The organism is Tissierella sp., assembly GCF_052089545.1.
GTDB lineage: Bacteria > Bacillota > Clostridia > Tissierellales > Tissierellaceae > Tissierella_A.
Map to the genome: position 1 here is coordinate 1 of NZ_JBQDAA010000026.1, position 12,183 is coordinate 12,183.

A 12,183-nucleotide genomic window follows, 5' to 3' on the forward strand; every position below is an offset into this window, starting at 1 on the left:
TTTAGTTATTATATTTGAAATAACACCTTTCCTTTTAGCTACAATATTGCTTGGATAATCATTATATTTATCAACTATAGGCATATCTTCTTCTTTAATATCTATAATAAGCTTTACACCTTTAATTTTAGCTTGTATAAAAGAAATATACTTAAAGTTTTCAAGTATTTTATTTTGAACAATTTCTTTATCTATATCTTTTTTAAATTCACCTATTTTTATATCAGAGTTTTCTAGTTCCTTAATTATTTCCTCTTCTGGAATTTGTTCAAGTCCTATTATTTCTATTTTCCAAATGATTGAAGATAATATACTGATTAAAACAAAAAAAACAATTATACCTATCCCAAGTGTTTTTCTTTTCTTAAATTTATCTATAAAAAATGGAAGCCCATTTCTTTCTTTTATTTCTATTTTACATCCTACTTTATTTACTATTTTTTCTAACTCCCTATACCCCAATATAGAGATTGAAGCTTCGATCTCTATATTACTTGTTCTTTTTACATTCCATAGATAAATATCATTTACAAGAGCTAGATTTAAAAGTCTTTCTAAGCTAAGTCCTTTAACCTTTATAATAACATATCCCTTTAAATAATTCCATATTTTTATGGCTAGCATAGAGTCCTCCCTAGTTTGTTATTTCTATTTTTTCTATATTACCATCTATATTAATTTCTTCTATAAATATATTTTTTATTTCTAAAGAATCTCCTGTTATTTTTAATATTCCAATATTTGTATTTACCCTAATAATTTCATTTTTATATTCTATAATACCCTTATGATTTGTAATCTCAACTTTAATGTTTCCAATAACTGTAACTTTAGGTAAGTCTAAAGCTACATCAAGTGGTAATTCTAAGGCGTTTGTAATGTTTAACTTAGCTTTTTTAATGTTTTTCTTCATAAAAATCCCTCCAACTATATATATGTAAAAAAATATTTACTATTACAAAAGAGCCTCTAAAAGTTAAGCAATTGCTTAACTTTTAGAGGCTCTTTTTATATCTACATATTATCTTTTCATGCTTTTTGGTTTATCTAAAATTTCGGAAAATATTATTCCATTTAAAAGATCACTTTTAAATGATGATGCTTTGGGAACTGGGATATCTATTTTTTCACTAGTTTTAACACTTTCTTGTTCATCTAAATCTTTATATTGCTTTTTCCTAATACTTATAGCATTTTCATCATATAAACCTTCTCTTTCTCCATGTTGTTCTATTTTCTTATAACTATCTCTTATTTCTTCATAATCTTTATAACTATCACTTATGTCCTCATACTTTTGGTCCATTTTGTCATATCTTTTTTCATATCTATCTCTATAACCTTGGTAATCTTTCTTATAAGATTCTCCTTCACCAAAAAAGCTTTTCTTCTCTTTTTTTTGTTTGTCTTCCTTTATTTTTTGAGAAATAGTAGGATTTTTATTTATTTCTCTTTTCCCTTTTTCTGGTTCTTTAAACGGCTTATCATTATCCATTTTCCTAAGTTCTTGCATTTTATTTTGTCTTGCTTTTTCAATCTTCTTTTTATCCCTTATACTCTTTAAAAATATATCTATACCTATTACAATTAAGAAAAATATTAAAGAATTCATCTAATCACATCCTACTTCTCGTTTTTATCTTCGTCTGTAATCTTCGAAATTGAACTTCTCATATCAGTATCTGCTAATATGTTTTTCATATTATAATAGTCCATTACTCCCATTTTTCCTTCTCTTAAAGCAGTTGCAAGCGCTAGCGGAACTTCTGCCTCAGCTTCTACAACTTTAGCCCTCATAGATTCAACTTCTGCCTTCATCTCTTGTTCTTTAGCCACAGCCATTGCTCTTCTTTCCTCAGCTTTTGCTTCTGCTATTCTCTTATCAGCTTCCGCTTGGTCCATTTGAAGTCTTGCACCTATATTTCTCCCAACATCAACATCTGCTATATCAATAGAGAGAATCTCAAAGGCTGTTCCAGAATCTAAACCTTTACCCAAGACATTGGTTGAAATACTATCTGGGTTTTCAAGTACATTCTTATGAGTATCAGAACTACCTACTGTAGTTACTATTCCTTCTCCAACCCTAGCTATAATAGTTTCTTCTCCAGCACCTCCTACTAATCTTTCAATATTAGCTCTAACTGTAACCCTAGCTTTTGCTATTACTTCTATACCATCTTTGGATACAGCAGCTATTAAAGGTGTTTCTATAACCTTAGGGTTTACACTTACCTGTACTGCTTCTAACACATTTCTTCCTGCTAAGTCTATAGCAGCAGCTCTATCGAAATCTAGAGGTATTTCTCCCCTTTGAGCGGCTATAAGTGCATCTATTAGAGTATTTACATTTCCTCCCGCCAAATAATGCGCCTCTAGCTCATCAACATGTATATCTAAACCTGCTTTTGTTGCCTTTATCATAGGACTAACTATCCTATTTGGTGCAACCCTTCTAAGTCTCATTCCCATTAAAGTTAATATTTTTATCTTTACTCCAGAGAAAAAAGCAGTTATCCATAAGCCAACTGGAATAAATGTAAAAAATAACATAACTACAATTATAATTGCTATAGCTATAATTATAGGTAAAAAATTTGATATTATATCCATATTAAATCCTCCTAACAAATATTTTTGATCCTTCAACCCTTACAACTTCAATAGATGCTCCAGAAGGAATAAAACCTTCTTCTGATAATGCATCTAACCTTTCTCCTTCTATATTTATAAAACCTGATGGTCGAAGTTCTGTAGCTGCTACTCCTGTCTTTTTCAAATAAGAACCCTTGGATCTAGAAACTATATATTTTTCTTGTTTTTTCTTTTCACCTGTTAATATAAAGGCGTCAAATACTTTACTCCTATATCCAAGTTTAATAAGAACTATAGTTATTATAGTCGTTATTATAATTGCTACACTTAGAGAAATTAGTGCTACATTAAAAGACTCTGTAGCTAAAACTATTCCCACTAGCACTAAGATTATACCACTTATTCCAGGTAATCCAAAGCCTGGAACTATTCCTTCTATCACCATAAGTATAAGTCCAGTTATAAACAGTGCAAGTGAAGTCCAGTTTGAACTTCCTGCTAAAAGATTCCCAGCAAAATATAGTCCAAATCCAAGTACACTTAAAGTGCCTCCAACACCAAATCCTGGAGTCAAAAGTTCAATTATAAGTCCTACAAATGCTATGGTTAAAAGCAAACTACTAAGAGCAGGTGTAGCTATATATTTTGCAAGTTTTACTTGAAGACTTTCTTTATATTTCTTTATATCAGCATTTGCAATATCAAATTTAGACAATATATCATTATAATCATCTGATATATGGTCTGTTATTTCATATTCTAAAGCTTCGCTTGATGTAAGATTTACAAGTTTTCCTTTTTTATTTAGGCCTTCTATCTCAATATCTTTATCAGCCATAGCTTGAATAACTTGCTCATCTCTACCTCTATAAGCAGCAGTATCTCTTAATACAGACCTCCAAAACGAAAGATTTTTTTCTGTATTTGGAATAGTTTCTGCTGATCCGATAGTTGCGTTTGTAGACATTACAACATTCTCACTTGCTATAGTTACAAGGACCCCTGCAGATACAGCTTTGTTATTTACAAATGATATTGTTGGTACGCTTGTAGAAAGTATAGCATCTTTTATTTCAATTGCCTCATCTACCAATCCACCATAGGTATCAACTTCAAATATTATAGCTTTTGGATTATTTTCATTTGCATCTTTTATAGCATCTTTTACAAAGTTTGAAGTAGCTCTATTTATTTCTCCATTTATAGGAACTACATATACCTCATCACTGTTATCATCAGCAAAACCAAAAGATCCTAAAACTAATAAAAATGTAAATATTAATATAAGTATTCTTTTATTTTTCATAAATCCACCTCCACTACATTTATATTTATAAAATATAAATAAATTCTTTCTTTTAAGCATCTCTCTAATATCATTACCCTTTTATTCTATTTTTAATAATAAAAAAGCCTGGAATCTGATCCAGGCTAAGTTAATTTCTTCTTAACTATTTTACCATCTGTTTTGCCTTTTACCTTTGGCATAACAGTTTTCATAACAAGTCCAATATCTTTCATAGAAGATGCTTCCACTTCTTTAATAGTATCATCTACTATTAATTCAACTTCTTCTTCTGTAAGTTGTTTTGGAAGGTATGTCAAAAGAATTTCTATTTCTTTATTAGTTGTATTTATAAGATCTTCTCTATTTCCTTTTTTAAAATCCTTAATAGCAATTCTTTTTTCTTTTAATTGTTTGGAAATTATTTCAACAATTTCGTCTTCTTTAACTTCTCTTCTTTCATCAACTTCAATTTGTTTAATAGCTGCTCTTACCAGGGTTATAGTATTTTTTCTAATAGTATCTTTCTTTTTCATGGAGGTTTTTAAATCTTCCATAAGCTTTTTTTCAAGGGACATACTTTCACCTTCTCGATTAGTATCTTTTTTTATTTTTCCTTTTAGCTTCTTCAGCCTTTTTCTTCTTTTTAACACTAGGTTTCTCATAGTGTTTTCTTTTTCTTGCTTCACCTATTACTCCAGAGCGTGCACACTGTCTTTTAAATCTTTTTAAAGCACTTTCTAGAGATTCACCTTCGCCTAATTTTATTTCTGACATGTATATTTCCCTCCCCTCTACCCATTAGAGTGTTACTATACTATTAACTGGTAGATTCTTCATACTATTTCATTATACATTAAAGTTAAATTTAATTCAAGATTTTTTTAACCTGCTGGCCATAGCATTTGTCTACCACCTATAAGATGAAAATGTATATGATCTACAGTTTGACCTCCATCCCCTTTACAATTGTTGACTATTCTATAGCCATCTTTAAGTCCCATTTCTTTTGCAAGCTTTTTTGCTACTATAAATATCTTGCCAATAAGATGTGCATTTTCTTCGTTTATGTCATCTGCAGAAGCAATATGGTCTTTAGGTATAATTAAAATATGAACTGGTGCTGTGGGATTTATATCATTAAATGCTACTATTTCATCATCCTCATATAAAAACTCACTTTCTATTTCTCCATTTATTATTTTACAAAACAAGCAATCTTTCATCCTTTTTTCCTCCTTATTTTCCTATCAATATTTCTCCATCCTTATCAATTATATCTATCTCTAGGATTTCACCTATTACATCTTTATCAAAATGACTTTTAACTCTTATATAATTTCTAGTATATCCCTCATATATATGATCATTTTTTGAATTTTCTTCTTCAAATAATATATCTAATTTTTTTCCTATAAATCTAGAATTAAACTTATCAGTTAGCTTCTCACTTAACTTTATAAGAGTTTTACTTCTTTCATTTTTAATCTTTCCATTTATTTGTTCTTTTGATTTTGCTGCAGGAGTTCCCTCTCTTGGCGAATATTTAAATACATGTATCTTTGAAAATTCTATCTTTCTTACAAGTTCTAATGTTTCATTAAATTCTTCTTCTGTTTCTCCAGGAAAACCTACTATTATATCTGTAGTCAGACCTGCATCCGGCATAAATCTTCTTATTATATCAGTTTTTTCTTTAAATTCCTCTACTGTATATTTTCTATTCATCCTTTTTAAAACCTCATCCGAACCACTTTGCAGGGATAAATGAAAGTGATCACACACCTTTTTAGTATTAACTATTCTTTTCATAAACTCCTCATCTATTAGGTTTGGCTCTACTGAGCTAAGTCTTATTCTTTGTATTCCCTTTATTTGAGAAATCTTTTCTATAACATCGATAAGAGAAATATTTTTCAAATCTTTTCCATAAGATGCAACGTGGATCCCAGTTAAAACTAATTCTTTAAATCCAACTTTAGAAAGAGTTTCCGCCTCTTCTATTATATCTTCTAACCCTCTACTTCTTATAGGTCCTCTAGCATATGGTATTATACAGTAGGAACAGTATTGATTACATCCATCTTGAATTTTTATATAGGCACGAGTTTTAGAGTTTACATTGTCTATTTCAAGCTTTTCAAAGGATCTATTTTCCTTAATATCTTTTACTATATTTACCTTTTTATTTTCCATTTTAGCCATTTCACATAAATCTACTATTCTATTTCTTTCAGTTGTACCCATTATAACATCTACAACTGGTATGTCTTCTATTTCTTCAGGTGAAACTTGTGAATAACAACCTACTACAGCTATTACAGATTCTTCATTTTGTCTCTTTACTCTTCTTATAAATTGTCTAGATTTTCTATCAGAAAGATTGGTAACTGTGCAAGTGTTTATAACATATATATCAGCTACATCACTATCACTAACTATAGAATAACCCCTATCTTCAAATATTTTTTCCATGGCTCCAGTTTCATATTGGTTTACTTTACAACCTAAAGTATGAAATGCTACTCTTTTCATTAAATCACTCCTATTTCTGAAAACTCATAAAGTATAATAGTAGAAGCAACAAAACCTGCTGTTTCAGTTCTTAAAATTTTAGACCCAAGTGTTACTACTTTTCCACCTATCTCCTTCATAGCCTCTATCTCATCCATTTCGAAACCACCTTCTGGCCCTATAATCAAATTTATTCTTTTTTTATTTTTTGATTTAACCTTTTTTAAAACTTTTCCTATAGAAATATTTTCTTCATCCTCATATGGAATTATAATAGTTTCTTCCGTCTTTAAAATGTTCACCATAGATTTAAAAGTTAAAATATCTTTAACTTCAGGTATGTGGTCTCTTTTTGATTGTTTAGCCGCTTCTTCTGCTATAGTATTCCATCTTTTTAAACGAGCTTTTTTCTTTTTTTCATTATTTATCTTTACTACAGTTCTATGAGTCGAAACAGCATAAAATTTCTTTATACCTATTTCTGTCCCTTTTTGAATTATTAAATCCATTTTACTACCCTTAGCCAATCCTTGGAATAATCTTATTTCCACATCATTTCCTGACAATTCTTCAGATTCTAATATATTTATAATAATAGAATCTTCTAAAAAGGTTATTATCTCTCCTAGATATAGTTTTTCCTGGGAAGATATTTCCATCTTATCCCCTTCACCCATTCTTAAAACATTTTTAATATGATTAAAATCTTTACCTCTTATTTTTATCTCTTTATCCTTTATAGCTTTTTTATTTACAAAAAATCTATGCATTTTACCACCTATCTTTTAATGGATATTATAGCTACCCATTCCCCTTGTGACTTTATTTCTTTTATTTCAAAACTATTATCTTTTAATGCCTGTAAAACTTCATCTTTTTTTTCTAATATTATACCAGAAGATATAAAGATGCCTCCATCTTTCAAATAATTTCTTATACTATCTGTCATAGTAATTATAGCTTCTGCTATTATATTAGCCACAATTAGATCTGCTTCTCCATATAAAACATCTAGCAAGTTTCCCTTTTTAACTTCTATCTTATCTTTTAAATTGTTTTTTAATATATTTTCCTTAGATACCTTTACACAAAGTGGATCTAAGTCTATAGAAGTTACCTTTTTAGCACCAAGCTTTGCACTTGCAATACTTAAAATTCCACTTCCACAACCTATGTCAAAAACTATATCTTCATTTTTCAAATATTTCTCTAATGCTTCTATACAAAGAGACGTTGTTTCATGTGTACCTGTACCAAATGCCATACCAGGGTCTATATCTATTATAATATCTTCATTTTTTCCCTCATATTCTTCCCAAGAAGGTTTTATAACTATATTTTCACCAATTTTAAAAGTTTTGAAATATTTTTTCCAATTATTTATATAATCTTCATCTTCTATTTCTTTAGTAGTGATTTTTCCAAGTTCTTTTTCTTCTATATTTTCTTTCAAAAATGATAATATACTATTCACATCGTCCGCTTGTGAAAAGTAAGCTTTTATCTTTATATCATCTAAGTTTAAACTTTCTATGTCAATGTCTAAAAAATCCCAATCCTTTTTTCTATTAGATAAATCTATTAAATCATTTGCATCTTCTATATCTAAGCCACTTGCCCCAGCATCATAAAATATACTCGAAACTATTTCTTCATCATCTTTAGATATAACAGTATCTACTTCTATCCATTTCATCACTAAACACTTCCTATTTTTATATTATCTTAATTATATCTTAAAAAAAGTTTATTTTCTAGCTTAAAAAAACTATCCCCTCATAAGAGGCGATAGTTTTATTTAAATACATCTTTAACCTTATCAAAAAATCCTTTTTTGTGTTTATGAAGTTCTTCTCCCATACCATTAGAAAATTCTAATAATAATTCTTCTTGTTTTTTATTTATAGACTTTGGAACTTGGACTACAACAGTAAAGTATAAATCTCCCTTTCCTCCACCTCTTAAATTTGGTACTCCCTTGTTTTTAAGTTTAAACCTAGTATTAGTTTGAGTTCCTTTAGGAAGATCGAATTTTTCAATTCCTTCTAAAGTTGGAACTTCTATTTGAGAACCAAGAACTGCTTCTGGAAAAGTAATAGGTATTTCTACAAATATATTATTTCTTTCCCTCTTAAATATAGGATCTTCTCCTACGCTTATATATATATATAAATCTCCTGGAGGTCCACCTTTTTCTCCTGCTTCACCCTCACCTCTCATAGATATAACTGAATCGTTATCTACTCCAGGTGGTATGTTTATTTTTATTTCTCTATTTTTATATTCTTTTCCACTACCTCCACATGTATCACATTTTTCTTCAAACATTTCTCCTGTTCCTTCACATGTATCACAAGTGGCACTTCTTACAAATTGTCCAAATGGAGTTTGTTGGGCATATCTAACTTCACCTGTTCCATCACATCTACTACATGTTTCTTTGCTTGTCCCAGGCTTTGAGCCATCTCCTTCACAAGTTGTACAAGTCTCTTCTCTTCTTATATTTACAGTCTTTTCTGCACCAAATACAGCATCTTTTAAATCTATATTTAGTCCGTATCTTAAGTCATTACCTTGTACAGGGCCTCTTCTTCCTCTACTATTTGAAAAGCCTCCTCCGAAAATATCAAATATATCTTCAAATATATCTCCAAATCCACCAAATCCTTGGCTGCTAGGATCTACTCCACTTTCTCCAAATCTATCATATCTAGATCTTTTCTCTGGATCTCTAAGTATCTCATAAGCAGCTGTAGCTTCTTTAAACATTTGCTCTGCTTCTTTGTCATCTGGATTCAAATCTGGGTGATATTTTTTAGCTATCTGTCTATAGGCTCTTTTTATTTCATCTTCACTAGCATCTTTTTCTAATCCTAGTATTTCATAATAGTCTCTCAAACAAAATTCCTCACTTTCTACAAGATGTAAAACTTAGCATTAAAAAGTTCAAAGCTAAATCAAAAGATTTAGCTTTGAATTTATTTATATCTTAATTCCGATACTAGTTTTAATCTACTTTTTACTCTTCTTCATCTTCATCGACTACTTCATAGTCGCCTTCTACTACATCATCTTCTGGAGAATCTCCTTCTGCAGAAGCTTCACCTGCATTTGCATCTTGATATAGTTTTTCTGAAACTTTAGCAAACTCTTGGTTAAGTTCTTCAGTCTTTGCTTTTATCTCTTCCATGTTATCAGATTCTAATGATTTTTTCAACTCTTCTAATTTAGATTCTACAGTTGATTTTTCATCATCTGAAATCTTACCTTCCAAGTCTTTTAAAGTTTTCTCTGTTTGATATACTAATGTATCAGCTGTATTTCTAACTTCAATAGCTTCTTTCTTTTCCTTATCTTCTTCAGCAAACTTTTCTGCTTCTTTAACTTTTTTATCTATTTCATCGTCTGAAAGATTTGAAGAAGATGTTATAGTTATTCTTTGCTCTTTTCCTGTGCCTAGATCCTTAGCACTAACATTTACTATACCATTTGCATCTATATCAAAGGTAACTTCTATTTGAGGTACTCCTCTTGGAGCTGATGGTATTCCAGTAAGTTGGAATCTACCAAGTGTAGTATTGTCTGCTGCCATTTCTCTTTCACCTTGCAGTACATGTATATCCACTGAAGTTTGATTTTCTGCTGCTGTCGTAAATGTTTGAGATTTTTTTGTAGGAATAGTTGTATTTCTTTCAATAAGTCTCGTAGTTACTCCACCTAATGTTTCAAGTCCTAATGAAAGAGGTGTAACATCTAGTAATAATAAATCTTTTACCTCACCACTTAAAACTCCACCTTGAATAGCTGCTCCTAAAGCAACACACTCATCTGGGTTTATATCCTTTTGAGGTTCTTTTCCTATTAAGTTTTTAACTGCTGCTTGAACAGCCGGTATTCTAGTTGAACCACCTACTAATAATACTTTTTCTATATCTGAAGCTTTTAAACCAGCATCCTTAAGAGCATCTTTAACAGGTTGCATAGTTTTATCTACTAAACTTGAAGTTAACTCCTCGAATTTAGCACGAGTTATATCCATATTTAAATGAACTGGTCCTGCTTGAGTCGCAGTTATAAATGGTAGATTTATACTTGTAGACATAGTTGAAGATAATTCTTTTTTAGCCTTTTCTGCAGCTTCTTTTAGTCTTTGAAGACTCATCTTATCTTTTACAAGATCTACACCATTTTCTTTTTTAAATTCTGCATTTATATGTTCAATTAATTTGTCATCAAAGTCATCTCCACCAAGAGTGTTATTTCCTCTAGTAGAAAGTACTTCAAATACACCATCACCAAGTTCAAGTATTGAAACATCAAATGTTCCTCCACCTAAGTCAAACACCATAATCTTATGTTGTCCTTCTTGCTTATCCATACCATATGCAAGAGCTGCTGCTGTAGGCTCGTTTATAATTCTCTTTACTTCAAGTCCTGCTATCTTTCCTGCATCTTTTGTAGCTTGTCTTTGACTGTCAGTAAAGTATGCTGGTACAGTTATAACTGCTTCTGTTATTGTTTCTCCTAAATAACTTTCAGAATCAGATTTTATTTTTTGAAGAATCATAGCCGATAACTCTGGTGGAGTATAATCCTTTCCATCCACTGTAACCTTATAATCAGAACCCATTTCTCTTTTAACAGATTGTACAGTTCTTTCTGGATTTGTTATTGCCTGTCTTTTTGCAGTTTCCCCTACTAATCTTTCACTATCTTTTGTAAATGCTACAACTGATGGGGTAGTTCTATTACCCTCAGCATTAGGTATTATTGTTGCTTCTCCACCTTCCATTACTGCTACAGCAGAGTTTGTTGTACCTAAATCAATTCCTATTATTTTTCCCATTTTCTTTCCTCCCGATAAATATTATTGTGAAACAATGACCATTGATGGTCTTATTACTTTATCTTTCATAAGATATCCCTTTTGCAGGATTTTAATTACTGTATCTTTATCAAATTCTTCTGTATTTTCCATACCTACAGCATGATGACATTCTGGATCAAAAGGTTTTTGTAAACAATCTATTTCCCTAATATCATTTTTATTTAAAGTTTCTATGAACCCATCATATATCATTTTAATACCTTCATAAAATGAATCTTCTTTGTTCTTTTCGCTATCTAACGCTCTTTCAAAATTATCTATTATAGGTAATATTTCAAGTGCTAAAGATTCTATACCATAATTTACAAGATTCTCTTTTTCTTTTTCTACTCTTTTTTTATAGTTTGAAAAATCAGCCTGTAATCTTTTAAGTTGGGTATTAAGTTCTTCATTTTCTTTTAAAGCCTTATCTAATTCTTCACTATCTTTTTTTGCTTCAGACTTTAATTTACTAAATATACTCTTTTTTTGATTATCATCATTATCTGTTTCTCTTCTTTCTTCCCATTCCAAGTCTTCTACATTTTCATCTTTTAAATCTTCTTTTTCATCATTATTATTTTTCATTTTTTCACCTCAGATTCAATTATTTATCCATATCTAATCATCCAATAAAAAATTCATCGCCTTATTTATATCTTTAGAGAATGTTTTTAAAATATTGATTAAATTGCCATAATCCATCCTCATAGGCCCAATAAGTCCTACCCTTCCAAATATTTTATCTCCTGTTTTGTAAGAGCTTGTTATAATACTTATATCTTTTATGGGGGAATATATATTTTCATTCCCAATTATAATATTTACATCTTCATTTGAAGAAGTATTAGCTAACATATTTAATATTAAATCCTTATTTTCAATAAATGACATAAGAGATTTAGCTTTCTCTATATCTTTA

14 protein-coding genes and 1 pseudogene are annotated in these 12,183 nt (G+C 29.9%); all 15 read right to left on the reverse strand.

Annotated features, from left to right (window positions below; all coding sequences use genetic code 11):
* A partial coding sequence (locus ACTHW2_RS03570; RefSeq protein ID WP_442262360.1) for a sporulation protein YqfD occupies positions 1 to 624 on the reverse strand: 624 nt, incomplete at its 3' end.
* Positions 625 to 634: 10 nt separating this feature from the next.
* Entirely contained in the window at positions 635 to 913 is a 279-nt protein-coding gene (gene yqfC / locus ACTHW2_RS03575) for a sporulation protein YqfC (RefSeq protein WP_442262361.1), read from the reverse strand.
* A gap of 108 nt (positions 914 to 1,021) precedes the next feature.
* The gene (locus tag ACTHW2_RS03580) at positions 1,022 to 1,612 is read right to left on the reverse strand and encodes a hypothetical protein (RefSeq protein WP_442262362.1); all 591 of its coding nucleotides are present in this window, start codon (positions 1,610 to 1,612) and stop codon (positions 1,022 to 1,024) included.
* Positions 1,613 to 1,623: 11 nt separating this feature from the next.
* Positions 1,624 to 2,613 carry a flotillin-like protein FloA gene (gene floA, locus ACTHW2_RS03585; protein ID WP_442262363.1) on the reverse strand — a complete coding sequence of 330 codons (990 nt, stop codon included), beginning with the start codon at positions 2,611 to 2,613 and terminating at the stop codon, positions 1,624 to 1,626.
* 1 nt (position 2,614) lies between these two features.
* Positions 2,615 to 3,901: an NfeD family protein gene (locus tag ACTHW2_RS03590; RefSeq protein ID WP_442262364.1), complete on the reverse strand. Its 1,287-nt coding sequence runs from the start codon at positions 3,899 to 3,901 to the stop codon at positions 2,615 to 2,617.
* Positions 3,902 to 4,026: 125 nt separating this feature from the next.
* Positions 4,027 to 4,458, reverse strand: a complete 432-nt coding sequence (locus ACTHW2_RS03595; protein ID WP_442262365.1) for a GatB/YqeY domain-containing protein — start codon at positions 4,456 to 4,458, stop codon at positions 4,027 to 4,029.
* A 16-nt stretch (positions 4,459 to 4,474) separates the two neighbouring features.
* The gene (rpsU, locus tag ACTHW2_RS03600) at positions 4,475 to 4,657 is read right to left on the reverse strand and encodes a 30S ribosomal protein S21 (protein WP_442262366.1); all 183 of its coding nucleotides are present in this window, start codon (positions 4,655 to 4,657) and stop codon (positions 4,475 to 4,477) included.
* A gap of 107 nt (positions 4,658 to 4,764) precedes the next feature.
* Entirely contained in the window at positions 4,765 to 5,106 is a 342-nt protein-coding gene (locus ACTHW2_RS03605; RefSeq protein ID WP_442262367.1) for a histidine triad nucleotide-binding protein, read from the reverse strand.
* 13 nt (positions 5,107 to 5,119) lie between these two features.
* Positions 5,120 to 6,415 (reverse strand): tRNA (N(6)-L-threonylcarbamoyladenosine(37)-C(2))-methylthiotransferase MtaB, encoded by a 1,296-nt coding sequence (gene mtaB, locus ACTHW2_RS03610; RefSeq protein ID WP_442262368.1) that lies wholly within the window; start codon positions 6,413 to 6,415, stop codon positions 5,120 to 5,122.
* Positions 6,415 to 7,164 carry an RsmE family RNA methyltransferase gene (locus tag ACTHW2_RS03615; RefSeq protein ID WP_442262369.1) on the reverse strand — a complete coding sequence of 250 codons (750 nt, stop codon included), beginning with the start codon at positions 7,162 to 7,164 and terminating at the stop codon, positions 6,415 to 6,417. Before ACTHW2_RS03615 ends, mtaB begins: the two co-directional genes overlap by 1 nt.
* Positions 7,165 to 7,172: 8 nt before the next feature.
* Positions 7,173 to 8,090 (reverse strand): 50S ribosomal protein L11 methyltransferase, encoded by a 918-nt coding sequence (prmA, locus tag ACTHW2_RS03620; protein WP_442262370.1) that lies wholly within the window; start codon positions 8,088 to 8,090, stop codon positions 7,173 to 7,175.
* 98 nt (positions 8,091 to 8,188) lie between these two features.
* Positions 8,189 to 9,292, reverse strand: coding sequence for a molecular chaperone DnaJ (gene dnaJ / locus ACTHW2_RS03625; protein WP_442262371.1), 1,104 nt, complete (start codon positions 9,290 to 9,292; stop codon positions 8,189 to 8,191).
* Positions 9,293 to 9,413: 121 nt separating this feature from the next.
* The gene (gene dnaK / locus ACTHW2_RS03630; protein ID WP_442262372.1) at positions 9,414 to 11,240 is read right to left on the reverse strand and encodes a molecular chaperone DnaK; all 1,827 of its coding nucleotides are present in this window, start codon (positions 11,238 to 11,240) and stop codon (positions 9,414 to 9,416) included.
* A gap of 21 nt (positions 11,241 to 11,261) precedes the next feature.
* Positions 11,262 to 11,849, reverse strand: a complete 588-nt coding sequence (grpE, locus tag ACTHW2_RS03635) for a nucleotide exchange factor GrpE (RefSeq protein WP_442262373.1) — start codon at positions 11,847 to 11,849, stop codon at positions 11,262 to 11,264.
* 33 nt (positions 11,850 to 11,882) lie between these two features.
* Positions 11,883 to 12,183: pseudogene (locus ACTHW2_RS03640) on the reverse strand (heat-inducible transcriptional repressor HrcA); the annotation flags it as partial.

Coding starts and splice junctions, on each gene's coding strand:
- rpsU (WP_442262366.1), bottom strand. CDS start 4,657: ATGTCAGAAATAAAATTAGGCGAAGGTGAATCTCTAGAAAGTGCTTTA.
- ACTHW2_RS03580 (WP_442262362.1), bottom strand. CDS start 1,612: ATGAATTCTTTAATATTTTTCTTAATTGTAATAGGTATAGATATATTT.
- floA (WP_442262363.1), bottom strand. CDS start 2,613: ATGGATATAATATCAAATTTTTTACCTATAATTATAGCTATAGCAATT.
- ACTHW2_RS03595 (WP_442262365.1), bottom strand. CDS start 4,458: ATGTCCCTTGAAAAAAAGCTTATGGAAGATTTAAAAACCTCCATGAAA.
- grpE (WP_442262373.1), bottom strand. CDS start 11,849: ATGAAAAATAATAATGATGAAAAAGAAGATTTAAAAGATGAAAATGTA.
- mtaB (WP_442262368.1), bottom strand. CDS start 6,415: ATGAAAAGAGTAGCATTTCATACTTTAGGTTGTAAAGTAAACCAATAT.
- ACTHW2_RS03605 (WP_442262367.1), bottom strand. CDS start 5,106: ATGAAAGATTGCTTGTTTTGTAAAATAATAAATGGAGAAATAGAAAGT.
- prmA (WP_442262370.1), bottom strand. CDS start 8,090: ATGAAATGGATAGAAGTAGATACTGTTATATCTAAAGATGATGAAGAA.
- ACTHW2_RS03615 (WP_442262369.1), bottom strand. CDS start 7,164: ATGCATAGATTTTTTGTAAATAAAAAAGCTATAAAGGATAAAGAGATA.
- dnaK (WP_442262372.1), bottom strand. CDS start 11,240: ATGGGAAAAATAATAGGAATTGATTTAGGTACAACAAACTCTGCTGTA.
- ACTHW2_RS03590 (WP_442262364.1), bottom strand. CDS start 3,901: ATGAAAAATAAAAGAATACTTATATTAATATTTACATTTTTATTAGTT.
- yqfC (WP_442262361.1), bottom strand. CDS start 913: ATGAAGAAAAACATTAAAAAAGCTAAGTTAAACATTACAAACGCCTTA.